This window comes from Bacteroides sp. PHL 2737 (assembly GCF_004115325.2).
Taxonomy (GTDB): Bacteria; Bacteroidota; Bacteroidia; order Bacteroidales; family Bacteroidaceae; genus Bacteroides; species Bacteroides hominis.
On sequence record NZ_CP040630.1, the window covers coordinates 2,745,825 to 2,770,406 of the forward strand.

Genomic DNA, 24,582 nt, shown 5'->3' on the forward strand with positions numbered 1-24,582 from the left:
TAAATTTATAATCTTATGAAAATGAAACATTTTATATGGGCATCGGCAATGATAACGTTGCTGTGCTATACCACAAATTCTTTAAATGCACAGAATATGAAAAAAGAAGAAGTTCTACAAAATCCGAGTGTGTTTCCCATAGGAGATGCAAACGTGCAATATGCGAAGTTTTTTATAGGGCAGTCCTATCTGGCGCGCTTGACACAGAATGATGAATTGAATTGTCCTGTCAGCAATGTGACTTTCGAACCCGGATGCCGTAACAATTGGCACAGTCATACGGGTGGACAAATCCTGATAGCTGTCGGAGGAAGAGGGTATTATCAGGAAAAAGGGAAAAATGCCCGTCTGTTACTGCCCGGAGATGTAGTGGAGATAGCTCCGGATGTAGTGCATTGGCATGGAGCCGCCCCTGACAGTTGGTTTTCGCATCTGGCCATCGAATGTAATCCTGAAACCAACCAAAATACTTGGTTGGAACCTGTAGATGATCAGGCATACGCTGAGGCAACTTCCCCCCAAGGGATAGCTGCAACGAGTGTTTCCCGCAATGGCACGACGAGGTTTATCAATCTCGGAAACAACCTTGCACAGACCGATCCCGAACTGGAGGAAATATTCACTAATTTTGCTTTTGGCGAAACACAGCAATATGGTGATTTGGATACTCGTATGCGGATTTTGGTTACAATGGCTTCCACCATTGCCATGAGTACTGCGGGAGAGTATCAAAAAACACTCCAGGCCGCTTTTGTCAACGGAGTTACCCCGCTTGAAATAAAAGAAGTGCTTTATCATGCCGTTCCTTATGTGGGTATGGCAAAGGTTGCGGAATTGATTTCTATAGCCAATGGATTCTTGTCGTCAAAAGGAGTGAAGTTGCCTTTGGAGCCACAGGCGGTGATAACTTCCGAAAACCGTATGGAGAAGGGACTTGCTTTGCAGAAATCCATTTTTGGCGAACGAATAGACAAAATGTATGAAACCGCACCCCAAGGGCAATTGCATTTTCAGGAATATCTTTCCGCCAACTGTTTCGGTGATTATCAAACGCGTCCGGTTCTGGATGTAAAAACGCGTGAAATGTTAACTTTTGCCATCCTTGTGTCACTTGGGGGCTGTGAGGCGCAGGTCAAAGGCCATATTCAAGGCAATATAAATGTTGGCAATGATAAATCTGTGTTGCTGACTGTCATTACTCAATTGTTGCCCTACATTGGTTATCCGCGTACACTCAATGCATTGGCTTGCTTAAATGAGATTGTTCCGGAGGATAAGTAAATCAGGCAGTTCGTTAGCGGGCAGTATGTTCATTATCGGACATCCTTCTATTAGTTTAATGTGCAATTTATGAGGATGTTATTCTTTTGGCATACCATTTGACATGTCTTATTCATATAAGCCAAAATGGAACAAAACGAATCATCTAAATAAATTAAAGTTATGATTACATTAACTTCCCTCTCAAAAATCTATCGTACAAACGAGATTGAGACAGTAGCTCTCGAGAATGTGAACCTGAAAGTGGATCGCGGTGAATTTCTTAGCATAATGGGACCTTCCGGTTGTGGCAAATCGACTCTATTGAATATTATGGGGTTGCTGGATGCGCCTACAACCGGAACAATCGAAATAAACGGCACGCACACGGAAGGGATGAAGGATAAAGAACTGGCTGCCTTCCGTAATAAAACGCTTGGTTTTGTGTTCCAGTCATTCCATCTGATCAATTCTCTTAATGTATTGGACAATGTAGAGCTTCCATTATTATATCGTCGTATAGGCTCTTCCGAACGTCGGAAACTGGCTCAGGAGGTGCTTGAGAAAGTCGGTTTGACTCACCGTATGCGGCATTTCCCCACACAGCTTTCCGGTGGTCAGTGCCAGCGCGTAGCCATTGCCCGTGCCATTATCGGTAATCCGGAGATTATCCTTGCTGATGAGCCTACCGGTAACCTGGACTCCAAGATGGGGGCTGAGGTAATGGAGTTGCTTCATCGGTTAAATAAAGAAGACGGACGTACCATTGTGATGGTGACCCATAACGAGGAGCAGGCCAAACAGACTTCACGCACCATTCGGTTCTTTGACGGACGACAAGTGCAATAATTCAGAAGCATTACACGAGGAATAAACGTTCATTTTTGATAAGAAAGAGAGTTCATTTGTGGGCAGAGTGTTCATTATCGGACACTCTGCCCAAATATCAAGTGGTTGTTTATAAGTGTATTAATTCTTTGGCATGTCATTTGAACATGATCTTAATAAAAAGAAATAATTTAAAACCATAAGTTTATGATTACATTGACTTCTCTCTCGAAAATCTACCGTACGAACGAAATCGAAACAGTGGCTCTTGAAAATGTGAACCTAACAGTAGACCGTGGTGAGTTCCTGAGCATAATGGGACCTTCCGGTTGTGGTAAATCGACTTTGCTGAATATTATGGGGTTGCTGGATGCACCTACTACCGGAACCATAGAGATAAACGGTACACACACTGAAGGCATGAAAGATAAGGAACTGGCAGCTTTCCGTAATAAGACACTTGGGTTCGTATTCCAGTCGTTTCACCTGATTAATTCCCTGAATGTACTGGATAATGTGGAGCTTCCGTTACTGTATCGCCGTATGGGCTCTTCCGAACGTCGGAAACTGGCTCAGGAGGTGCTTGAGAAAGTCGGTTTGACTCACCGTATGCGGCATTTCCCCACTCAACTTTCCGGTGGTCAGTGTCAGCGCGTAGCCATTGCCCGTGCCATTATCGGCAATCCGGAGATTATCCTTGCTGATGAACCTACCGGAAATCTGGACTCCAAGATGGGGGCTGAGGTAATGGAGTTGCTTCACCGGTTAAATAAAGAAGACGGACGTACCATTGTGATGGTGACCCATAACGAGGAGCAGGCCAAACAGACTTCACGCACCATTCGGTTCTTTGACGGACGGCAAGTACAATAATAATCATAATACAGTCATTCATCTCAAAATTAGGAAACGATGAAAATAAGAGTAATGTTAGTGGCTTTAGCTCTCACAATGGGGGCAACTTTCAATATGATACAGGCTCAATGCAGTGATGATTGCCAATGTGGTAAAACTACCGGAAGTAAGGGAATCATTGTTGATAACCGTAAAGTTCCCGGTTTTTCTTCTATCCGTCTGGATGCAGTCGGAGATATCATTTTTACGCAGTCCGATCGTTGTTCTGTTCGGATAGAGGGCCCGCAGAGATATGTATCCGAAACTACAACGAAAGTGGAAAAAGAGACTTTGATGATTGGATATAAAGAGAATAACAGCAATTCCAAAAATGTTAAACTGTATATTGCCGCTCCTGATCTGAAGAGTGTAAAATTGCAGGGAGTAGGCAGCTTCAATTGCCGGACCGCACTTCGGTTGGATCAATTGAAGATAACTCTTTCGGGAGTAGGCGGTGCTGAAATTAGTGATTTGGTTTGTGAAACCCTCAAAGTACGGTTGGATGGTGTAGGCAGTGTCAATATCCGGGTGGATTGTGATGAACTGACAGCTCGTGCCGACGGTGTAGGAAGCATGACCCTGAAAGGCAAAGCCCGTAAAGCTGATATTTCTAAAGGTGGAGTCGGAGGGGTTAATACACGCGGATTGAAAGTAGGAGAATAAAAAGAACACAATGATTAAACAATATTTCAAGCAGGCCCTGTCGCAACTAAAGCAACAACCATTGTTGACTACGATAAGTGTGCTGGGCACTGCACTGACCATTTGCCTGATTATGGTAGTGGTGATGCAACAGCAGATAAAGACGGTTCCTTTTGCTCCTGAAAGTAACCGGAATCGCTTGTTACACGTTAAACAGATGAGTGTAGGCAACAAAACCTGGAGTGACGACGGATCAAGTAACGGCCCAATGGGAATAAAAACGGCGAAGGGATGTTTCGAAGGATTAAAAACTCCCGAAGAAGTCAGTATATATAGTATTCCCGGAACGATGCAGGTTTCTTTGTCGCGGGGAGTGCGTACAGGAGTTGATGCACTTGAGACAGACGGAGCTTTCTGGCGTATATTCGACTTTTCGTTTATCGACGGCAAACCCTATTCGGATGCTGAAGCTAAATCGGGTTTGCCCGTGGCTGTTATAACAGAAAGTGTGGCCCGTCTTCTTTTCGGTACTGCTACAAATGTGGCCGGGAAAGAGATTTTTGTGAACGATGCCCCTTACCGGTTAAGCGGAGTCGTGAAAGATGTCTCTTCAATGGCTTCGACGGCTTATGCACAGATATGGGTCCCATATCTTTCAACTAATATCACAGGAGGGGATAATGTATGGAGTGATGGTATCATGGGAGCGATGCGGGTTGTGATTCTGGCTCGTAGTTCTTCTGATTTTGATGCGATTCGGGCAGAGTGTGAACGACGTCGTTTGGCGTATAATGCCGGATTGGGAGATTATTTTGTTTTTTACCGGGGGCAGCCGGATGACCAGTTGACCATGTCACAGCATAAGTGGGCAAATGAGCAACCGGATATGGCGGGTTATTTTCGCCAACAAGTGATCATTTTCCTTATTTTGTTGTTGGTTCCTGCCATTAACCTGAGTTCGATGACTCACAGCCGCCTGCGACAGCGTGTGGCGGAGATCGGCGTGCGCCGTTCGTTCGGTGCTACCCGCGGAGGGGTGATGGGACAGATTGTTGCCGAGAATTTAGTGTTGACTTTAATGGCGGGTGTTGTAGGATTATTGTTCTGTTTGCTGATCTCCTATGTGTGGGGCGGTACACTTTTTGCCGATTCACGGCTGATGTATCTCAATACGGCTCCGGTCATTGAGTGGAAGATGCTTTTCAAACTCTCTACGTTTATTTATGCTCTGCTCTTTTGTCTGCTGCTAAACTTGCTCAGCAGCGGGTGGCCGGCTTGGCGGGCATCCCGGATGTCAATCATAAATGCTCTTAGCGGAAAACTCACTTAAACACTACATGAACGATGAATAAGAAATTATTAAAACAAATAGTTAATGAACGGCGTTCGAATGCGTGGTTGTTCGTGGAGTTACTGTTAGTAAGTATTGTGCTTTGGTATGTGGTCGACTATATGTTTGTCACTCTTTATACTTATTTTGAGCCTCGTGGTTTTGATATAGAGAATACTTACAGGGTTGAATTTAATTATCTCACGGAAAAAAGCCCCGATTATATAGCCGGCCGTACGGAAGAGGAAAATAATGCCGATATACGTGAGTTATTAGATCGTTTGCGTCGTCGTCCCGGAGTAGAGGCAGTCAGTATGTCACAAAATTCTTTTCCTTACAATGGCAGTAACAGTGGTATGGAAGTACGTCTGGATACTATGGAAAGAAAGTATAATATCCGGCGGTGGGTGACCCCTGACTTTTTCCGTGTATTCCGTTATCGGGGAGCTAACGGAGAAACACCGGAACAATTGGGAGCTTTGCTGAAAGAGGGTACTTTTATGGCATCGCGTAATCTTTTTGAATCCCGTTATCATATAGACTTAAAAGATTATATTGGCAAAGAATTTTGTTTGGATCAGGATACAGCCCGGGGTACAAAGTTGTCTGCCGCACTTGAAGTGATTCGTTACGATGATTTTTCGGCCGCTTGCTATAGCCGGTCGGTAGTAATATTATTGCGGGAGGATCAATTGGCATATGGCAATGAAATCTGTCTGCGTACCAGTGATGGTGAACCTGCCGGATTCGCCGAACGGTTAATGAAAGACGCACCATCCCAATACAGAGTGGGGAATGTCTTTTTGTCGAAAGTAAATTCATTCCAGAATATTCGTCGTACTTTCCAGTTAGACGATATGAATACTTTACGAAACTATTTGGTGGGGATGGGCTTTTTGCTGCTTAATATCTTCCTGGGATTGTTGGGCACTTTCTGGTTCCGGACGCAGCAGCGTAAAGGAGAGATGGCTTTGATGATGGCGGTAGGCGGCAGCAAGAAAAGTGTCTTTTTCCGTTTGCTCAGTGAAGGCTGGTTCATGCTGCTTTTGGCCACTCCGTTGGCACTGGGCATTGACTATTATATTGCCAAAAGCGAACTGACACCTTCATGGCAATTCTCCACGTTCACTGTCGGGCGTTTTGTATTGTGCGAATGTATTACTCTGCTGTTGATGGCATTGATGATATTGGCCGGCATTTGGTTCCCGGCCCGTCAGTCCATGAAAATCCAGCCGGCAGAAGCATTGCGTGAGGAATAAAAGCTTATTGCAATAAATCGTAATCTATCTGCGTTGTTTTCAAGATTATAACGTATATTTGCGTCCATAATCCTGATACAACGCAGTTTTTTTACTATGAACAGACGATCGTATACTATATTTCTTATATCTATCTTTTTATTTCTCACAGAAATATCCACTGCTGCGGAACGCATTTATAATGTTCTTTTCATTCAGTCGTATGCTTCCGAAACACCTTGGCATGGCGATTTGGCCAAGGGATTGAAAGAAGGATTCAGCGAATCTGGACTGAAAGTGAATGTGACAACAGAATTTCTGGATGCCAATTTCTGGACTTATCAGTCAGAGAAACTTATTATGCGGCGTTTCTGCGAACGAGCCCGCGAACGGGGAACGGATTTGATTGTTACTGTCAGTGACGAGGCTTTCCATACTTTGTTGACTTGCGGGGATTCATTGCCTTTACAGTTGCCTGTTGTCTTTTTTAATATAAAATATCCGGAAGGCAGTCTGATCGATTCGTTACCCAATGTGTGTGGATATACGGCAAATCCGGATTTCGGGGAGCTGTTGAGGCAGGCGAACCGCCTTTTCCCGAGTCGGACGGAAGTAGTCTGTATCTCTGACAACAGCCTTCTGAGTTCTAAAGGAAGAGACGACTTTATGAACGAATGGAATGGCTTTGTGAAAGAGCATCCGGAATATACGGTAACTTTCTATAATTCGCAAACGGATACAACCAACAAAATCATAGCTTCCACATGTTATCCGCGCAATACGCACAGAACACTGATTATTGCCCCTAAATGGTCGCCTTTTATGTCATTCATCGGACGTAATTCAAAAGCTCCTTTCTTTTCGTGTGAAAATCTTGCATTGACTAATGGCGCCTTCGGGGCTTATGATGCCGATTCATATACTTCTGCACGTGAGGTGGGGCGGACAGCTTCCGATGTGTTACGTGGGAAGACTCCTTCGGAAGTGGGGATTATTGAATCTCCCTTGAATTTTATGTATGATTTCAAGCAGCTGGTGTTTTTCAAGGTAAATCCCAAGCAGGTGCAGGCTATTGGAGGAACCATTATCAACGAACCATACGGAGAGAAATATCGTTTGCTCTATATCTTACTGTATAGCTCGATATTAGCTTTACTGGTGTTTTTGATAGTGTGGCTGTATCGCATCAACCGTCGCGAATCCCGTCGGCGCATCCATGCCCAGACCCGTTTACTGATACAAAACCGGTTGGTTGCCCAACGTGATGAATTCGATAATGTATTCCATTCAATCCGTGACGGTGTGATCACGTACGATACCGATCTCCGTATTCATTTTACGAATCGTTCTTTACTGAAAATGCTGCATTTGCCTAAGGATGAAGCCGCGCGTCCTTATGAAGGATTACCGGCAGGCAGTATCTTCAAGATTTACAATAATGGTAAAGAGATTCTCCGTTCCATGCTCGAGCGGGTGGTAACTGAAGAGGGCAGTGTGGTCATTCCCGAAAATTCGTTTATGCAGGAAGTCCACAGTGGCAGTTATTTTCCTGTTTCCGGTGAGATCGTTCCTATCCGGGCACATGGTAAAATCACCGGAATGGCCCTTTCGGCCCGTAATATATCGGATGAAGAGATGCAAAAACGTTTCTTTAGTATGGCGGTGGACGAAAGCTCCATCTATCCCTGGCAGTATAATATCCGTACCGGTTTATTTACTTTTCCTGCGGGCTTTCTGGTACGCTTCGGGTTTGCAGAGAACAAGACCACCATTTCACGGAATGAGATGGACCGGATGGTTCATCCGGACGATCAGGAGTTGGCGTTCGAACTCTTTAACCGTGCATTGGCAGGTCTGAGCCAAAGTACCCGTATGAGTTTCCGCCAGCTTAGCGGTGACGGCAGATACGAATGGTGGGAATATCGTACTTCGGTGCTTGCAGGACTTACGACAGACACACCTTACAGCATTCTGGGCGTATGTCAGAGTATACAGCGCTATAAGACTACCGAAGAGCAATTGACCGCAGCCCGCGATAAAGCACTTCAGGCAGATAAGCTTAAATCGGCATTCCTTGCTAATATGAGTCACGAAATACGTACACCGCTGAATGCCATCGTGGGCTTCTCCGATTTGTTGAGTGATACCAGTGGATTTACCGAAGAGGAGGTAAAGTTGTTTATTGAGACAATCAATAAAAACTGTGGCCTGTTACTGGCACTTATTAATGATATTCTCGATTTGTCCCGTATAGAGTCCGGTACGATGGATTTCCAGTTTGCCGGGCACAATCTTCCGTTATTGATGAAGAATGTATACGATTCACAACAGTTGAACATGCCTTCCGGAGTTCGGTTGGTATTGAAGTTGCCGGAGAATAGTAAAAAATATCTGGTGACGGATAATGTCCGTTTGCAACAAGTGGTGAATAACCTGATAAACAATGCTGCCAAGTTTACAACACAAGGGTCGATCACATTCGGTTATACGGAGGAAGAGCCGGGATATACTTCTATTTTTGTAGAAGATACCGGAAAAGGTATTTCGGAAGATGGGTTGAGGCATATCTTCGAACGTTTCTATAAAGTCGACAGTTTTACCCAGGGAGCCGGGTTAGGACTGAGTATTTGTCAAACCATCATCGGACGTTTGAATGGAGTCATCACGGTTACTTCGAAGGAGGGAAAGGGAACCCGTTTCACAGTTCGTTTACCGGATACTTGTGAATAAGTACACCGGGGGCGTCCGTCTGCGGACAAACTGTTCATTTTCGGACAGAAGAAGGAGGATTGATTTTAGACGGTGAACGATAAACGGTGAAGGATGAACAAAAGGAGTGGTGGATGACGAACAGGAGAAGAGTGACCAGGAGGGAAGTGGAGTGAGGATTATCATACACTGAACTCTTTCAAATGAATGTTTATGTTATATAGCGAGCTGGAGTGATCGCTGCAACACTCAATATTTGGCACAGGGTTTGCTTTTCTGCCGGTAAATAAACAAATTCTATATGAAACGATCTTTTCTACTCTCTGCTTTTGCCTTCTGTTTGTTGGCATTGAGTGCACAGGAAACACGGGAGATTACCTTGAATGAAGCCATTGCATTGGCGCGTACACAGTCTGTAGATGCAGCCGTTGCTCTCAATGAGTTGAAGACAGCTTATTGGGAATATCGTACGTTCCGTGCTGATTTGTTGCCGGAAGTAAATTTCAGCGGAACTTTGCCAAGCTATGGAAAACAATATAACAGTTATCAGAATGAAGACGGCTCTTACTCCTTTGTCCGCAGTAATAAGTTAGGGCTGAACGGTACGCTTTCCATTGATCAGAATATCTGGTTTACGGGTGGTAAGATAGCCCTGTCTTCTTCACTCGACTTTGTGAAACAGCTGGGGAGTGGTGGAAACCGGCAGTTTATGTCCGTGCCTATCGCTTTACAATTGACTCAACCTATCTTTGGAGTGAATGACCTGAAATGGAATCGCCGCATTGAGCCGGTTCGTTATGAAGAGGCAAAAGCAGCCTTTATCACTGCTACAGAGACTGTAACCATGAACGCGATCACTTACTTCTTTAATCTTCTGCTGGCTAAAGAAACTCTGGGAACCGCCCGCCAGAATCAGATAAATGCAGATCGTTTGTACGAGGTGGCCGGAGCGAAACGAAAGATGGGGCAAATTTCCGAAAATGAGCTTTTGCAATTGAAACTGGCTGCATTGAAAGCCCGGGCTGCCGTTACCGATGCACAGAGCAATCTGAATGCAAATATGTTCCGGCTGCGCTCTTTCCTGGCAATAGGAGATGATCAGGTATTGGAGCCGGTAATACCGGAATCAGCACCCGATCTTAAAATGGAATACAACAAAGTGCTGAATAAAGCATTGGAGCGCAATTCTTTCGCTCATAACATACGTCGCCGGCAGTTGGAAGCTGATTACGAAGTGGCTACCGCACGTGGCAATCTTCGTAGTATCGATCTTTTCGCAAACGTGGGATATACCGGACTGAATAAGGATTTCTCTGCTTCTTATCAAAAATTACTCGATAACCAGGTGGTAGAGGTCGGTGTGAAGATTCCGATTCTTGATTGGGGAAAGCGTCGTGGAAAAGTGCGTGTAGCCAAGAGTAACCGGGAAGTTACCTTATCCAAAATACGTAAAGAACAAATTGACTTTGATCAGGACATCTTCCTGCTTGTAGAGAATTTTAATAATCAGGCACAGCAACTTTCTATTGCCAATGAAGCGGATAAGATTGCACAGCAGCGTTATAAAACCAGTATCGAGACTTTCCTGATAGGTAAAATCAATACACTCGACCTGAATGATGCCCAGAATTCGAAAGATGATGCCCGGCAGAAACATATCAATGAACTCTACTGGTACTGGTATTATTTTTACCAGCTCCGCAGTCTGACGCTGTGGGACTTCCAGAATAATACACCACTGGAAGCCGATTTTGATGATGTTGTGAAGAATTAGTTTGGTTTTAACCCCAAAAAGAGTAGTTTTGCAAATCAAAAAAATAACACTTATGCTTTTAATTATAGATGATGATAGTGGAGTTCGTTCCTCGTTGAGTTTCATGCTGAAACGTGCCGGTTACCAAGTGGTAACTGTACCCGGTCCGCGTGAGGCGATGGAAGTAGTCCGTTCGGAAGCTCCTTCTCTGATTTTGATGGATATGAATTTTACACTTTCCACTTCCGGAGAAGAGGGATTGACCCTTCTTAAGCAGGTCAAGATATTTCGTCCGGATGTTCCTGTAATTCTGATGACTGCGTGGGGTAGTATCCAACTTGCCGTACAGGGAATGCAGGCCGGTGCATTCGATTTTATCACCAAGCCCTGGAATAATGCCGCATTGCTGCAACGCATAGAGACTGCTTTGGAGCTTACTGCAACTCCGAAGGATACGCTTCAGGAGCAAAGCGGTTCATTGAACCGGAGCCATATTATTGGCAAGAGCCGCGGATTGACAGAAGTGTTGAATACGGTGGCTCGTATTGCACGAACCAATGCTTCGGTATTGATCACCGGTGAGAGCGGAACCGGTAAAGAACTGATAGCCGAGGCTATCCACATCAACAGTCAGCGTGCCCGTCAGCCTTTTGTGAAAGTCAATCTTGGAGGAATATCCCAGAGTTTGTTTGAAAGTGAGATGTTCGGTCATAAAAAAGGAGCCTTCACAGATGCCACTTCCGATCGTATGGGGCGTTTTGAGATGGCGAATAAAGGAACTATTTTTCTGGATGAAATCGGCGATCTCGATCCCTCATGCCAGGTGAAACTGTTGCGGGTATTGCAGGACCAGACTTTTGAAGTACTGGGTGACAGCCGTCCGCGTAAGACGGATATACGGGTTGTTTCGGCTACCAATGCCGACTTGGCCAAGATGGTAAGCGAACACACTTTCCGTGAAGATCTGTTCTATCGCATTAACCTGATAACCATAAAGCTTCCTGCGTTGAGAGAGCGCAGAGAGGATATACCGTTACTCGCCAGACACTTTGCCGATCGTCAGGCTGAGATCAACAACCTACCCCGTACGGAGTTTTCGTCGGATGCATTGAACTTCCTGAGTCGTTTGCCTTTTCCGGGCAATATCCGTGAGTTGAAAAATCTGGTGGAGCGTACGATTCTGGTCAGTGGCAAGGAAGTGTTGGATGCAACCGATTTCGAGAGTCAGTACCAGCGACATGATGAAAGTACGTCAACTGCCTCTTCGTTTGCGGGAATGACACTCGATGAAATCGAAAGACAGACAATTCTTCAGGCATTGGAGCGTTATAAAGGGAACCTGAGCCAGGTGGCTACAGCGTTAGGTATCAGCCGTGCGGCATTGTACCGTCGTTTGGAGAAATATGATATCAGTGATAAGTGACTCGTTGCTTATCATTACTTTTTAATCGTTAATCATCAATCACATGCCGGTAAAAGGATTTTTCTTCATACTTATCTTTCTGTTGTTTTCCATCATGGGCTTTCTGTTCTATGTATCCGAAACCATTGTGGCGAAATATCTCTATATCGCAGAAGGGTTGATGCTGTTTCTCGTTTTATATCTGATTTTGTTTTACCGGAAGATAGTGAAACCAATGAATACGATTGGCAGTGGTATGGAACTTTTGAGAGAACAGGATTTCAGCAGCCGCCTGAGCCACGTCGGTCAACAGGAAGCCGATCGGGTAGTGAATGTGTTCAACCGTATGATGGATCAACTGAAAAACGAGCGTCTCCGGTTGCGTGAACAGAATCATTTTCTTGATCTGATGATTAACGCTTCACCTATGGGTGTTGTCATTATGACACTGGATGAAGAGGTATCCCAACTAAACCCGATGGCGATGAAGATGATGGGAGTCCGTCCGGAAGAAGCCGAAGGCAGGAAACTGTCTGAGATCGATTCGCCGCTTGCCATAGAACTGGCTGCCATTCCGAAGGGAGAAACCAGCACCGTGCGACTGAATGATTCAAATATTTATAAATGTACTCATTCTTCGTTTGTGGACCGCGGCTTCCAGCATCCTTTTTATCTGATGGAAGGATTGACAGACGAAGTGATGAAAGCAGAGAAAAAGGCATACGAGAAAGTGATCCGTATGATTGCGCACGAAGTGAATAATACGACGGCAGGGATTACTTCTACACTGGATACAGTCGAACAGGCATTGTCAGAGTCGGATGGTATGGAAGATATTTGTGATGTGATGCGTGTCTGTACGGAACGTTGTTTTTCTATGAGCCGTTTCATTACCCGTTTTGCCGACGTGGTGAAGATTCCCGATCCCCGTCTTACTCCGATCAACCTGAATGACCTTGCATTCAGTTGCAAACGCTTTATGGAGGGGATGTGCAATGACCGGAATATCCGGTTACAACTGATATGTGATGAATCATTGGAGGATGTGAAACTGGACGCCTCCCTGTTTGAGCAGGTATTGGTGAATATTATTAAAAATGCGGCTGAAAGTATCGGGAAAGACGGTCAGATTACCATCCGCACCTCATCACCTGCTGCTATCGAAGTGGTGGACAATGGGCCCGGCATAACAAAAGAGACTGAAGCAAAGCTCTTCAGTCCCTTCTTTTCTACCAAACCCAACGGACAAGGTATCGGCCTGGTCTTTATCCGTGAAGTTTTAAGCCGTCATGGCTGTACGTTTTCATTGCGTACATACGCTGACGGACTGACAAGATTCAGGATTTTATTTCCGTGATTCCTGCCATCTCTGGGCATATTCATCCAGTATCCGTTTGATTCCCTGGCCTATTTTGACATAATCCTTTTCATTCAGGTTGGCAAGTGATACACGTACGCTCCATTCCGGTCCGGCAAAACCGCCACCGTTCAGCAATACCAATGAGGTTTCGTTGGCGAGGCGGAAAACAACATCCAATGGGCTGTACGTTTTCTTGAGGTAGTCTACAAACTCTTCTCCGTAGAATATCTTAGCCCACACCAGCATATCTATCTCGCTATAATATCCTACACGCAGCGGATCGTCCACCAGTGAGAATCCGGTATTATCCCACAGAGCTTTCAGGCGTCTCCGGATGATCTCCTGCATCTTGTTTTTATACCGGTTCTCTTTATCCAGTATGGCGAAAGAAGCGAAGAGGCTCATCTGCGTCTGTTGCGGCAGAGACAATCCGGCTGTATGATTGAGCGCCACTTGCCGGCTGTCGGCTACCATGCGGTCGATGAATTTTAATCTTTCGGGGGCAAGGGTCAGGCTGGAGTAACGCTTATTGAGGATTGCCTTTTGTTCTTCCGGTAAGTGGGCTATCATCCGGTCAAAAATATTCTCTTCGTGCAGAGCGATTACGGCATCGCGCCATCCGGTAGCCCCGAAATATTTGGAGAAGGAATAGACGCACAAAGTATTTTGCGGCAGTTCGGCCATCAGCGAGCGGAAATGCGGACTGAATGTACCGTATACATCGTCTGTGATAATCATCAGGTTCGGATTGTCTTTCTTCACGATATCTACAATCCGTGCGGCAGTCTCAGGACTCAGTGTATAACTGGGTGGGTTACTGGGATTGGTAATGAAGAGTGCTTTGATCTGCGGGTTTTTCAGGCGGTCTATATCTTCGTCTTTGTATTGCCAGGTGTGCAGCCCGTCTGCTGTCATCTGGTCCGCAGATATTTCCGTAACGTTAAATTCATAGCGTCTCAATTGAGGGATTTCAATATAGGGGGTGAAGACAGGTACCATCAAGGCGATTCCATCTCCTTTATTGAGCAGGAAGTTTTCTTGCAGAGAGTCGAAAACGTAGCACATGGCTGCCGTACCGCCTTCGGTGGCGAACAAATCGTATTTGCCCTTTGGCGGACGACTGTCGCACATTTCCTGTGCCAGATAGTCTTGTACAATCATCTCGGTAAACTGGAGGATGCGGTCCGGTACCGGATATTGGTCACCTATTACCCCTTCTGCCCATTCGTGGACAAGGGTGTCTGGGTCGGCGGCATGTTCCAGTAACATGTATTGATAGGTTCCTTTTAATAGTTCCGCACCCGGCTGGCTATGATTGGTTTTGAGAAAAGTCTCAAAGCGGGCGGCAATCCCGTCTTTTTGCGGGATACCAGCAATTCCTTCCGGCAAGTACATCACGTGCCGACATTCTTCCAGTCCGAATTTACCTAAAAGGAAGAAAGCTTCACGTGGAGTGGTGGCAATCCAGTTCGGGTTTCCACGTCCGGCATTCAGCATGGTATGAGCTATCTTTTTGATGCTCTCATCAGCCATTTCAATCAGTCTGTTTTTCAGTTCGAAAGGACTGATACTCTCCATCTTTTTAGCAAAACTTTTAGTTACTGCTCCGTTGTTTTCATTACTTTTCATTATTATGTCAGGGTTATGTTTAGTTAATATCAAAATCTATTTTACATGAGTAACACAATTACGACTCCCCAGATAATCAGGAGAGTATTTCCCACAGCATACGTCACTGTATATCCCAAAGCGGGAGTCTCGCTTTCGACAGCTTCCTGGATGGCACCTAATGCGGCGGTAGTAGTACGTGCACCTGCTGTGCATCCCAATATCAGTGCCGGGTGGAATTTGAAGAGATACTTTCCCATAAGTATGCCTACTATCAGAGGAATGGAAGTAGCCAGTGCGCCTACAATGAACAGGCTTAGCCCCACTTCTTTGAATCCCTGTACGAAGCTGGGACCTGCAGCGATACCCACGACAGCAATAAACATGTTCAGACCTACGTTGTCCAGTATCCAGAGAGCAGGTTCGGGAATACGTCCGAAAGTCGGATGTTTGCTGCGTAACCAGCCAAAGAACAATCCTCCGATCAATGCGCCCCCACTGGTGCTGAGACTGATGGGGACACCACCCATGTGGATACTCAGGGCACCTATCAGTCCTCCGATCAGAATACCCAGACCAACGAAAATCATATCTGTCTGGTTGGTTGGACGGTCGGCGTACCCCATTTTCTTGGCAGCTTCATCCACTTCGTGTTTGGTCCCTACCAATTCGACAATATCACCTGCATCCACAATGGTTTGCGGCAGTACCGGTATATCGATTCCCGCCCTTTTGATACGGCGTATGCTGACACCGTGCATGAATTTCTGTGAACGTATTGAACTTATTTTTTCTCCGGCAAAGGTTTTCCGGGTTACCATGACGGGCAATACTTCAGCCGGAAAGTCCAATAACTGAGGATCCAGTACCTCGGGACCGATCCAATCTTCCTCGCCGATAACATATTCACGGCGACCGCTCAATACCACCTCATCCCCTTTCCTGAGAATCAGGGTCGGGGTGATTTCTTTTACGATAACTCCGGCTTGTCTGACACGTTCGACAAACAAGTGCTTGTCATTCTCCTGGAAATAGCTTTCAAGATCTGATACCCGTTTTCCGTCATCAAACCACTCATTATCTATTTTATAAGCCCGGAAAGTCACCGGACGTGCAGCGGGCATAAAGCCGGGTTGATCCGCTTCGCTATTCCCCATTTTAGCCTCCAATTCTTTACAGGCAGCTTTTACTTTATCGAGTCCGCCCAATAACTTGGGACCGAGAGAGCCCAATACCCATGCTGAACCCGCCGTACCGAAGATGTAAGTTACGGCATATGATACCGGGATAATATTATTATAAGCCTCTTTTGTTTCAGGAGATATGTTTAGTTCATTGATCGTATCTCCTGCCACGCCTATGACAGCCGATATCGTCTGTGAACCGGCCAGTAATCCGGCTGCTTCCCCTACATTGTAACCCATAATTTTAGCCAATATCCAGGGAATAATCAGACAGAATACACACATGATGGCAGCAAATCCCATTTGGGGGAGTCCGTCCTTTTTCAGTCCCCGGAAAAACTGCGGACCGACTTTATAGCCGATAGCGAATAAAAAGAGTAAAAAGAAAACAGATTTAATGGGGCCGTCGACCGTAATGTTCAATTGCCCCACAAGGACACCTACCAGCAATACGCTTGTAACGACACCCAGGCTGAACTTTCCGATTTTTATTTTGCCAATCCAAAACCCTACGAAAAGGGTCAAAAAGATGGCAAGCTCGGGGTGAACCCTAAGTTGATGAATAATCCAATCCATAGTTAATTTGTTTAGGTTTAAATTCTCATTAAAAACAGCTTGTGCAAGAAAGTGTTTTGTTAAACGGGCTATTCTTATATCATTGTATAAATTATTAACGTTATCTTTGATGCGTTAAATTGTATATTGTTTTGAAGAGTAAATTTCGTAATTTGTTTTTGGCCTTTGGCATCCTGGCCGTCATCATCATGCTGTTCACTTTCGATGTGTCTTATGATGAACTGCTGGACAACCTGCGGCGTGCCGGATTTTATCTGCCGCTGGTTCTGGTCCTTTGGCTTTTCATCTATCTGATTAATACCCTTTCGTGGTATATCATCCTTCGTAGCAGTGGTCCGGTGAATTCATTGTCGTTCGCCCGGCTCTATAAATTCACGGTTTCCGGTTTTGCGTTGAATTATGTCACTCCCGTGGGACTGATGGGAGGGGAGCCTTACCGGATTATGGAGCTTACTCCCTATGTCGGAGTGGAGCGTGCCACATCTTCGGTCATCCTGTATGTGATGATGCATATCTTTTCGCATTTCTGTTTCTGGCTCAGCTCGGTGTTGATTTATGTCTTTTTTTATCCGGTCGGTTGGGGGATGGGCATTGTCTTGGGGTTGACCACACTCTTCTGCCTCTTGCTTGTCACTCTTTTTATCAAAGGCTACCGGAACGGTATGGCTGTGGCATGCGTACGTCTGGGTAGTCATATCCCTTTTTTGAAGAAGCGTGCAGTCCGCTTCGCGGAACTTCATAAAGAAAAACTGGAGACTATAGACAGTCAGATAGCTCTGCTTCATCAACAGCGAAAAAGTACCTTTTATTTGGCATTGGGTTTAGAGTATACCGCTCGCATAGTGGGGTGTCTCGAAGTCTGGTTGATTCTGAATGTATTGACTACGGATGTCAGTTTTGTCGGTTGCATCCTGATCGTCGCTTTCTCTTCCCTACTGGCCAATCTGCTTTTCTTTCTTCCCATGCAATTAGGGGGTAGGGAAGGAGGCTTTGCCCTGGCGGTAGCCGGCTTGTCTTTGTCCGGAGCATATGGGGTATTTGCCGCTCTGATTACGCGGGTGCGGGAGATGGTCTGGATTGTTATCGGGCTGGTGCTGATGAAGATAGGAAATCGGAAATAGAGTAATGATGAAAGGGTACCTTTGATAAGTTTTTTGATATACAGAGAGATATTCTTTGTTGTAACTATGAATGTAAGCTATGACAGTTTATGTAGATAGAAGTATTTCCAGACTATGAAAGATCAGAGGGCATTAGGCAAATAGTATCGAAGTATGATTTGCTGATTGGTTCAGAAAATGAAATTTGCTTCTCGTAGTTATTAGGATGTAGCTTAGAGAATATGAGTTTGCAAAGGGGAGAAACTGTTTTGAGTGGCTATATCGGATTCACGTTGGTATAAATATTATCATAGGACTATTCCTTTGTTTATGCTTTTACAATAATGCGCCAATAATCGGCTTTATCCGAATCTTTTATACATAGTCATGGAGAACTTTAATACTCTTTTCAGCGGTTCGTTTAGATTCCCTATTTTATAATAGACATGCCTTCTATTGTTAAAGAAAGTGCTGGTATAACCAAACCAAGTCTATTATTTTTGCTTTTGTTCGACTATAAAATTCTTTTGCAATACATTGTTTACACCGAACTTTTCTTCATTTACAAGATGCTTTTCAAGGGTGCTATTTACTCTGTTGGCTACTTCTTCCGCCGATATTTTACCATTTGCATTCCAGTTCAGATTATAGAAGGTCGTGAAGAAAGAGTGGGCTTCTGTTTTATAACACCGTTCTTTTTCGTGCAAGAAGTTCGGCTGTTTCTCTGTTAGTTCTCTCTTTTGCTCAGACCGGAGTTAAGTTGGGGAACGTGTCGATATGTAGTTCACCATCCATTACAGTCTAGTCTCTGTGAATAAGGTGGCTTGCCAATCCTTCAAAGATAACTTAATCGGAATAATTAGTTAATTTTAACAATGATACTATAAGTATGTCAGATATGTTATCTGGAATTATCAATTTTGACATAAGTAGTATTACAGTAAGTGTAAAAAATGGGTAGTCCTTCTGTAAAACCACCCTTGAAAAATTATTTTGTATCCATAATTTTTCTTCTTCTATCTGTAAAATCTCATGTTTTAGCCGGAATTAAGCCAGATTTTTACTTCCTAATAATTTATTATTATCGGAAGTTGCTTCACTATCAGATAAATTATATAAATTTGCTCTCTGATTAAAACATTTTACCCTATAGCTAATTTGAATAGACTGAAAGTAGTACTTGCAGAACAACAGAAAATAGGAAAATGGCTTGCAGGACAAATTAGGAAATCCAACTGCATTGTGAGTAAATGGTGTAGTAATTCAGTTCAACCGGATATTAAGACACTCAACGACATAGGCAATGCCCTTAACTTAATATTGATGTAAAAGATTTGATTGTCAGCAGTAACAAATCATAAACAACTTATTGTCATGGAGGTAAACAAGAAAGAACTTAAAGAACAAGAGATACGCACTCTGTTAATTACTCCTGCACTTCAACAAAAAGGGTGGGCAGTAAGCGTAAATATGCGTGAAGAATACTATTTTACGGACGGTCGAGTACTTGTTGTTGGTAACCAGCACTCAGTAGCAGAGGGTAAAAAGGCTGATTATCTATTGTACCACAACGGTAAACCTATTGCAGTGGTTGAAGCAAAAGACAACAAGCACACTGTTGGAAGTGGTATGCAGCAAGCTATGGATTATGCTTTAATCCTTGACTTGAAATTTGCATACTCCAGTAATGGTGATGCTTTCTTGGAACATGACTTTATCACAGGTAAAGAAACCGAGATTAAGTTAGAAGACTTCCCGACAGAAGAGGAGCTGTACAACCGTTATCTTGCATCCAAAAACTATACTCCTGATGAACTTAATATTATAGAGACCCCATTCTACTATGATGCCCATAGTCATGAGCCAAGATATTACCAACGTATAGCCGTTGACCGCACTGTTGAAGCCATAGCAAAAGGGCAACAACGTGTACTTGTGGTAATGGCTACCGGTACGGGTAAGACTTTTACGGCATTCCAGATAATCCATAGGCTCCATAAGAGTGGAGCAAAGAAGAAAATCCTTTATCTTGCAGATCGCAATATCCTTATAGACCAAACTATGACTCAGGATTTCAAGCCATTCAAGAAGTTTATGACTAAGATAACTTCAGTTGGAGAGGGTGAAGAAAAAATTGATTCATCGTATGAGATGTATATGGCTCTGTATCATCAGTTGGTTGGAAAAGAAGGTAGGCCCGACCCCTTCTTGGAAGTTCGGCCAAACTTCTTTGACTTGATTATAGTTGATGAGTGTCACCGAGGAAGTGCCAAGGACGATTCAGCATGGCGCAAAGTTTTGGAATATTTCAATACGGCTACTCAAATAGGTATGACAGCCACTCCTAAAGCCGATGAAGGGGCGAATAACCTTGATTATTTCGGTGAACCTGTGTATACCTACTCGCTACTTCAAGGTATCAACGATGGCTTTTTGGCTCCGTATAGGGTTACTGCTGACTTTATCAACGTTGACCTGCAAGGCTGGACTCCTGAAGAGGGTGAGATAGATTTGTTAGGTAAGGAGATTGAGCAGAAATTATATCAAAGACAAAATATAGGGCGTGACCTTGCTATTAAGTTAAGACGCAAGGTTGTAGCAAACAGAATTACCAAAATGCTGCATGACATCGGTCGTATGACAAAAACGATTGTATTCTGTTCTGATATTGAGGAAGCAGCAGAAATGCGAACTTTGCTTATCAATATGAATAGCGATTTGTGCAAGAAATCACCTTACTATGTAACACGCATTGTCGGTGAAGATAAGGAGGGTAAGAAACAATTGGATAACTTTATTAGTGTGGATGAGCCTTATCCAGTGATTGTAACCACCTCCGAACTTCTTTCTACTGGTGTGGACTGTAAAACCTGTGGCTTAATCGTCATAGACAAAGAAATTGGGTCTATGACTGAATTTAAGCAAATTATAGGGCGTGGTACACGACTCAGAAAAGATAAGGGAAAGTGGCATTTGGAAATCCTTGATTTCCGCAATGCTACTGCAAAATTCAAAGACCCTACATTCGATGGTGATCCTGAACCTCCTAAGGGAGGTGGTAAAAAGCCCAAACCATATAAAATAATTGATGGTCCATCAACCGTAGTTTCCGAGCCTCATGAAAAATATATTATCAATGGAAAGGATATCCGTATTGCCCATGAGATAGTATCTGTGTTAGGCGAAGATGGCAAGACGATGAGAACAGAAAGTATTCAATCATTCGCAAGAACGCAATTATTGCGTCATTACCAAAGTCTGAATGATTTCATACAGACGTGGACAGAAGCTGAACGCAAGCAAGCTATAATGGATGAATTAAAGGAGTATGCCATCCTGATAGACGCTGTCCGTGAAGCAAATCCGGCATTAAAGGATGCCGACATATTCGATGTGATATGTCACGTTGCGTTTGACCAGCCTCCATTAACAAGGAAAGAGAGAGCAAATAATGTGAAGAAGTGTAACTACTTCGGAAAATATGAAGGTAAAGCACGTGAAGTGTTGGAGGCTCTTCTTGAAAAATATGCAGAGAATGGTATTCTCGACTTTGAAAAAGCAAACATCTTGGAGATACCTCCATTCAATAGCATAGGAAAACCAACTAAAATTATAAAACTATTTGGTGGCATTGCCGGTTATGAGCAAGCTATCAGAGAATTAGAGTATCAGATATATAAATTGGCATAAAAATGGCAGTAAATAACATTATAAAGCGAATCCGGAATATCATGCGTCAGGATGCAGGTATCAATGGTGACGCACAGAGAATTGAGCAAATGACTTGGATGATCTTCTTGAAAGTTTACGACACTCAAGAAGAAACATGGGAATACAAAGCATCCAGAGAGAGTAAAACATATCAATCTATTATTCCCAAAGATTTGCGTTGGCGTAATTGGGCGGTAGATGAGAAAGACGGCGAAGCATTAACAGGTGAAGCTCTACTTTCCTTCGTCAATGAAAAGCTATTTCCTGCATTGAAAAATCTTCCCGTAGATGCCAATACACCACGAGCTAAGAGTATTGTCCAGGAAACATTTGCCGATTTGAACCAGTATATGAAGAATGGAACGCTTTTGCGTCAAGTAGTCAATATTGTAAATGAGATTGAATTTGATGATGCTGACGACCGTCACACATTCGGAGATATTTACGAAGGGATATTGAAAGACCTGCAATCGGCAGGGAACGCAGGTGAGTTCTATACTCCACGTGCTTTGACTGATTTTATTGTAATGATGCTTGACCCGAAGTTGGGTGAGACCTTTGGTGACTTTACCAGTGGTACAGGGGGCTTCCTTACCTCTGCCCTCAATTATATGGGAAAGAGTGTACGTTCAGCCGAAGATGGAGAAAAACTGCAAAATGCAGTTGTTGGTCAAGAATGGAAGCCGTTACCCTATCTTTTGAGCATCACAAACTTGCTGCTTCACGATATTGAGGCACCAAACATAGCTAACTGTGATTCGCTTGGAACAAACGTAACGGATTTCAAGGAAACCGATAAGGTTGATGTTATCGGTATGAATCCTCCATACGGAGGCAGTACGGAAGATAGCGTAAAGAACAACTTTCCATTGCGCTACCGTTCAAGTGAAACTGCTGATTTGTTTATCGCACTTATCATGTACCGTCTTAAAGCAGGTGGCAGATGTGGTGTGATTATTCCTGACGGTTTTTTGTTTGGTACGGACGGAGCAAAACTTGCGCTTAAAGAGAATCTTCTACGCAAGTTCAATTTGCATACCATCATTCGTTTGCCGGGTTCTATATTCTCTCCATATACATCTATTGCTACCAATATCCTCTTCTTTAACAATGAAGAAGCAGAGGGTTGTGAAGAAGGATTCAAGACCAAAGAAACATGGTTCTATCGTCTTGATATGCCGGAGGGGTACAAGCACTTCTCAAAAAACAAGCCGATGAAGGTTGAGCACACTCTGCCCATTCAGGAATGGTGGAATGACAGGAAAGAGATTGTCAGTAGTGAAACAGGAGAAAAGAGCCGTGTGTTTACTGCTCAACAGTTGCTTGATTTGAATTGCAATTTTGACCAATGCAAATTTCCGAAGGAAGAAGAAGAGATATTGCCTCCGGCAGAATTGCTCAAACAATATTTTGAGAAACGTGCCGCACTTGACTATGAAATAGACAAAACACTTTCTGAGATTCAAAAGATTCTCGGCATAGATATAAAATCGTGTAACTGATAATTGTAGAGTGATATGAAAGATTTAACAATTTCGAATATTGAAAGACAGAATGTGCTTAACAACCGTTTTGCGGTTAGTAAAGTGCAGAAGCATCTTGATATTGAAGGAATACTCTTTGAGGGGGAATACCGCTTTACAAAAAAAATGGTTGCAGATTTTTATGAAGTAGAAGAGCGGACAATAGAACGTTATTTAGAAAAATATTCAGATGAATTATCGGCTAATGGTTATGTTTTATGTAAGGGTAAACATTTGAAAGAGTTGAAATTACAATTTGCTCCCGTCATAAATGTCGGGAGCAAAACGACTCAGCTCGGATTATTTAATTTCCGCTCATTCTTAAATATGGGTATGCTGCTTACAGAAAGTGAGCAAGCCAAGAAAGTCCGCAGCCTTATTTTGGATTTTGTAATTGTCACTATCAATGAAAAAACGGGTGGTGGAACAAAATACATTAACCGTAGGGATATAAACTATCTTCCTGCTGCAATAACAGAAGAGAATTATCGTAAAAACCTCACTTCCGCCATCAATCAATATGTGGATGGACACCCCACATACAAGTATTCTCAGATTACAGATTTTATCTACAAAGCTGTTTTTAAAGAAAATGCAAAGGAATACAGGGAGATATTGAAGCTCGATTTAAAAGACAATGTCCGGCACACTTTATATGCAGAGGTACTATTGGTTATCTCTTCATTCGAGAATGGCGTGGGTGCAGCCATCAGTGAACGCTTTAAGGAGAATGGCGGTAGAATGCTTACCATATATGAAGTTGAGCATATTGTAGAAGAGCTTGCCGAGCATCCCATGCAAAAGCCTTATCTGAATGATGCCAGAACAAAAATGACATCAAGAGATTTCAGTTTTCGAGAAGCATATCACGGCAATATAGCGGAATACCTGCAAGCTGTCACACCCGAAGAGTTTGAACGGTTCATTGGTGATCAGTCTATTGATTTTGACCATATCTTAGCTGACAACAAAGATGTGCTTAAACGCTTGAAGCAGGCGGAAGATGAGTAAGGAGATTATTTACATAGACTACGATGAAGCTTTAAACATCTATGGCAAAATGATTGATGCCAGCGATGGTGGCTTTGAAGGAGTGCGTGATGAAGGTGGGATACGTGCTGCGCTTGATTTTGTGCAGAATGATTTATACTATCCAACCTTTGCCGACAAGCTAACCTATCTGATGTATAGATTCTGTTCGGGGCACTTCTTCAACGATGGGAATAAGCGTATTGCACTGACTTTGGGTGCATATTTCTTACATAAGAATAACTACTACTGGCAAGCTTGCATTTGTATGCGTACATTGGAGTCTATCATTTATCATGTGGCAGCATCCAATATTGACCAAGATTTGCTGCTACGCATCGTTAATAGCTTTATGATGAGTAAAGACTATGACGAGGAATTAAAAATAGATATAGCCAATGCCATGAGCAAGGGTGAATAAGGAATACAAGAAGA

At 43.6% G+C, this 24,582-nt stretch carries 17 protein-coding genes and 1 pseudogene; 15 read left to right on the plus strand and 3 right to left on the minus strand.

Translation table 11 applies throughout. From position 1 onward, the window contains the following. Positions 1-15 precede the first annotated feature (15 nt). The 10 genes from DBK98_RS11200 (at position 16) to DBK98_RS11245 (ending at position 13,413) form a co-directional block, all read left to right on the plus strand. Positions 16-1,281 carry a carboxymuconolactone decarboxylase family protein gene (locus DBK98_RS11200; RefSeq protein ID WP_005819154.1) on the plus strand — a complete coding sequence of 422 codons (1,266 nt, stop codon included), beginning with the start codon at positions 16-18 and terminating at the stop codon, positions 1,279-1,281. Positions 1,282-1,443: 162 nt separating this feature from the next. After that, positions 1,444-2,109 carry an ABC transporter ATP-binding protein gene (locus DBK98_RS11205; protein ID WP_005819156.1) on the plus strand — a complete coding sequence of 222 codons (666 nt, stop codon included), beginning with the start codon at positions 1,444-1,446 and terminating at the stop codon, positions 2,107-2,109. A 186-nt stretch (positions 2,110-2,295) separates the two neighbouring features. After that, positions 2,296-2,961, plus strand: coding sequence for an ABC transporter ATP-binding protein (locus tag DBK98_RS11210; protein ID WP_005776280.1), 666 nt, complete (start codon positions 2,296-2,298; stop codon positions 2,959-2,961). Between the two features lie 39 nt (positions 2,962-3,000). Beyond that, a complete protein-coding gene (locus DBK98_RS11215) occupies positions 3,001-3,645 on the plus strand; it encodes a GIN domain-containing protein (protein WP_032536877.1) in 645 nt (214 codons plus the stop codon). A 10-nt stretch (positions 3,646-3,655) separates the two neighbouring features. After that, positions 3,656-4,954, plus strand: coding sequence for an ABC transporter permease (locus DBK98_RS11220; protein WP_032536876.1), 1,299 nt, complete (start codon positions 3,656-3,658; stop codon positions 4,952-4,954). 14 nt (positions 4,955-4,968) lie between these two features. Beyond that, entirely contained in the window at positions 4,969-6,213 is a 1,245-nt protein-coding gene (locus DBK98_RS11225; RefSeq protein ID WP_032536875.1) for an FtsX-like permease family protein, read from the plus strand. A gap of 96 nt (positions 6,214-6,309) precedes the next feature. Continuing rightward, entirely contained in the window at positions 6,310-8,922 is a 2,613-nt protein-coding gene (locus DBK98_RS11230) for an ATP-binding protein (protein ID WP_005776284.1), read from the plus strand. A gap of 280 nt (positions 8,923-9,202) precedes the next feature. Beyond that, positions 9,203-10,675 (plus strand): TolC family protein, encoded by a 1,473-nt coding sequence (locus DBK98_RS11235; protein WP_005776285.1) that lies wholly within the window; start codon positions 9,203-9,205, stop codon positions 10,673-10,675. Positions 10,676-10,727: 52 nt separating this feature from the next. Next, positions 10,728-12,077 (plus strand): sigma-54 dependent transcriptional regulator, encoded by a 1,350-nt coding sequence (locus DBK98_RS11240; RefSeq protein WP_005776286.1) that lies wholly within the window; start codon positions 10,728-10,730, stop codon positions 12,075-12,077. Positions 12,078-12,120: 43 nt separating this feature from the next. Beyond that, positions 12,121-13,413 (plus strand): PAS domain-containing sensor histidine kinase, encoded by a 1,293-nt coding sequence (locus DBK98_RS11245; RefSeq protein ID WP_032529886.1) that lies wholly within the window; start codon positions 12,121-12,123, stop codon positions 13,411-13,413. Here the strand turns inward: DBK98_RS11245 and aspD are convergent. Then, positions 13,402-15,045 carry an aspartate 4-decarboxylase gene (gene aspD / locus DBK98_RS11250; protein ID WP_005809417.1) on the minus strand — a complete coding sequence of 548 codons (1,644 nt, stop codon included), beginning with the start codon at positions 15,043-15,045 and terminating at the stop codon, positions 13,402-13,404. The genes DBK98_RS11245 and aspD overlap by 12 nt on opposite strands. 41 nt (positions 15,046-15,086) lie before the next feature. Next, positions 15,087-16,784: an aspartate-alanine antiporter gene (gene aspT / locus DBK98_RS11255; RefSeq protein ID WP_032536874.1), complete on the minus strand. Its 1,698-nt coding sequence runs from the start codon at positions 16,782-16,784 to the stop codon at positions 15,087-15,089. A 131-nt stretch (positions 16,785-16,915) separates the two neighbouring features. On the opposite strand from aspT, the gene DBK98_RS11260 reads away from it, so the two are divergent. Beyond that, positions 16,916-17,905 carry a lysylphosphatidylglycerol synthase transmembrane domain-containing protein gene (locus tag DBK98_RS11260; protein WP_032536891.1) on the plus strand — a complete coding sequence of 330 codons (990 nt, stop codon included), beginning with the start codon at positions 16,916-16,918 and terminating at the stop codon, positions 17,903-17,905. 518 nt (positions 17,906-18,423) lie between these two features. Here DBK98_RS11260 and DBK98_RS11265 read toward each other — a convergent pair. Next, positions 18,424-18,757, minus strand: a pseudogene (locus tag DBK98_RS11265) (AAA family ATPase); the annotation flags it as partial. A gap of 501 nt (positions 18,758-19,258) precedes the next feature. Between DBK98_RS11265 and hsdR the strand changes: the two are divergent. From hsdR to DBK98_RS11285, 4 genes are read left to right on the plus strand one after another with little or no spacing between them, the layout of a single operon-like run. Continuing rightward, positions 19,259-21,574, plus strand: coding sequence for an EcoAI/FtnUII family type I restriction enzme subunit R (hsdR, locus tag DBK98_RS11270; RefSeq protein ID WP_032536873.1), 2,316 nt, complete (start codon positions 19,259-19,261; stop codon positions 21,572-21,574). 2 nt (positions 21,575-21,576) lie between these two features. Beyond that, entirely contained in the window at positions 21,577-23,097 is a 1,521-nt protein-coding gene (locus DBK98_RS11275) for a class I SAM-dependent DNA methyltransferase (RefSeq protein ID WP_010992487.1), read from the plus strand. A 15-nt stretch (positions 23,098-23,112) separates the two neighbouring features. Then, entirely contained in the window at positions 23,113-24,129 is a 1,017-nt protein-coding gene (locus DBK98_RS11280) for a hypothetical protein (protein WP_010992488.1), read from the plus strand. Continuing rightward, on the plus strand, positions 24,122-24,568 hold the full coding sequence (locus tag DBK98_RS11285) for a Fic family protein (protein WP_010992489.1): 447 nt from the start codon (positions 24,122-24,124) through the stop codon (positions 24,566-24,568). The genes DBK98_RS11280 and DBK98_RS11285 overlap by 8 nt, the downstream gene beginning before the upstream one ends. The last annotated feature ends 14 nt before the right edge of the window (positions 24,569-24,582 follow it).

Coding starts and splice junctions, on each gene's coding strand:
- DBK98_RS11220 (WP_032536876.1), top strand. CDS start 3,656: ATGATTAAACAATATTTCAAGCAGGCCCTGTCGCAACTAAAGCAACAA.
- DBK98_RS11275 (WP_010992487.1), top strand. CDS start 21,577: ATGGCAGTAAATAACATTATAAAGCGAATCCGGAATATCATGCGTCAG.
- DBK98_RS11225 (WP_032536875.1), top strand. CDS start 4,969: ATGAATAAGAAATTATTAAAACAAATAGTTAATGAACGGCGTTCGAAT.
- DBK98_RS11285 (WP_010992489.1), top strand. CDS start 24,122: ATGAGTAAGGAGATTATTTACATAGACTACGATGAAGCTTTAAACATC.
- DBK98_RS11215 (WP_032536877.1), top strand. CDS start 3,001: ATGAAAATAAGAGTAATGTTAGTGGCTTTAGCTCTCACAATGGGGGCA.
- DBK98_RS11280 (WP_010992488.1), top strand. CDS start 23,113: ATGAAAGATTTAACAATTTCGAATATTGAAAGACAGAATGTGCTTAAC.
- aspT (WP_032536874.1), bottom strand. CDS start 16,784: ATGGATTGGATTATTCATCAACTTAGGGTTCACCCCGAGCTTGCCATC.
- DBK98_RS11235 (WP_005776285.1), top strand. CDS start 9,203: ATGAAACGATCTTTTCTACTCTCTGCTTTTGCCTTCTGTTTGTTGGCA.
- DBK98_RS11240 (WP_005776286.1), top strand. CDS start 10,728: ATGCTTTTAATTATAGATGATGATAGTGGAGTTCGTTCCTCGTTGAGT.
- DBK98_RS11230 (WP_005776284.1), top strand. CDS start 6,310: ATGAACAGACGATCGTATACTATATTTCTTATATCTATCTTTTTATTT.
- DBK98_RS11200 (WP_005819154.1), top strand. CDS start 16: ATGAAAATGAAACATTTTATATGGGCATCGGCAATGATAACGTTGCTG.
- DBK98_RS11205 (WP_005819156.1), top strand. CDS start 1,444: ATGATTACATTAACTTCCCTCTCAAAAATCTATCGTACAAACGAGATT.
- aspD (WP_005809417.1), bottom strand. CDS start 15,045: ATGAAAAGTAATGAAAACAACGGAGCAGTAACTAAAAGTTTTGCTAAA.
- DBK98_RS11245 (WP_032529886.1), top strand. CDS start 12,121: ATGCCGGTAAAAGGATTTTTCTTCATACTTATCTTTCTGTTGTTTTCC.
- hsdR (WP_032536873.1), top strand. CDS start 19,259: ATGGAGGTAAACAAGAAAGAACTTAAAGAACAAGAGATACGCACTCTG.
- DBK98_RS11210 (WP_005776280.1), top strand. CDS start 2,296: ATGATTACATTGACTTCTCTCTCGAAAATCTACCGTACGAACGAAATC.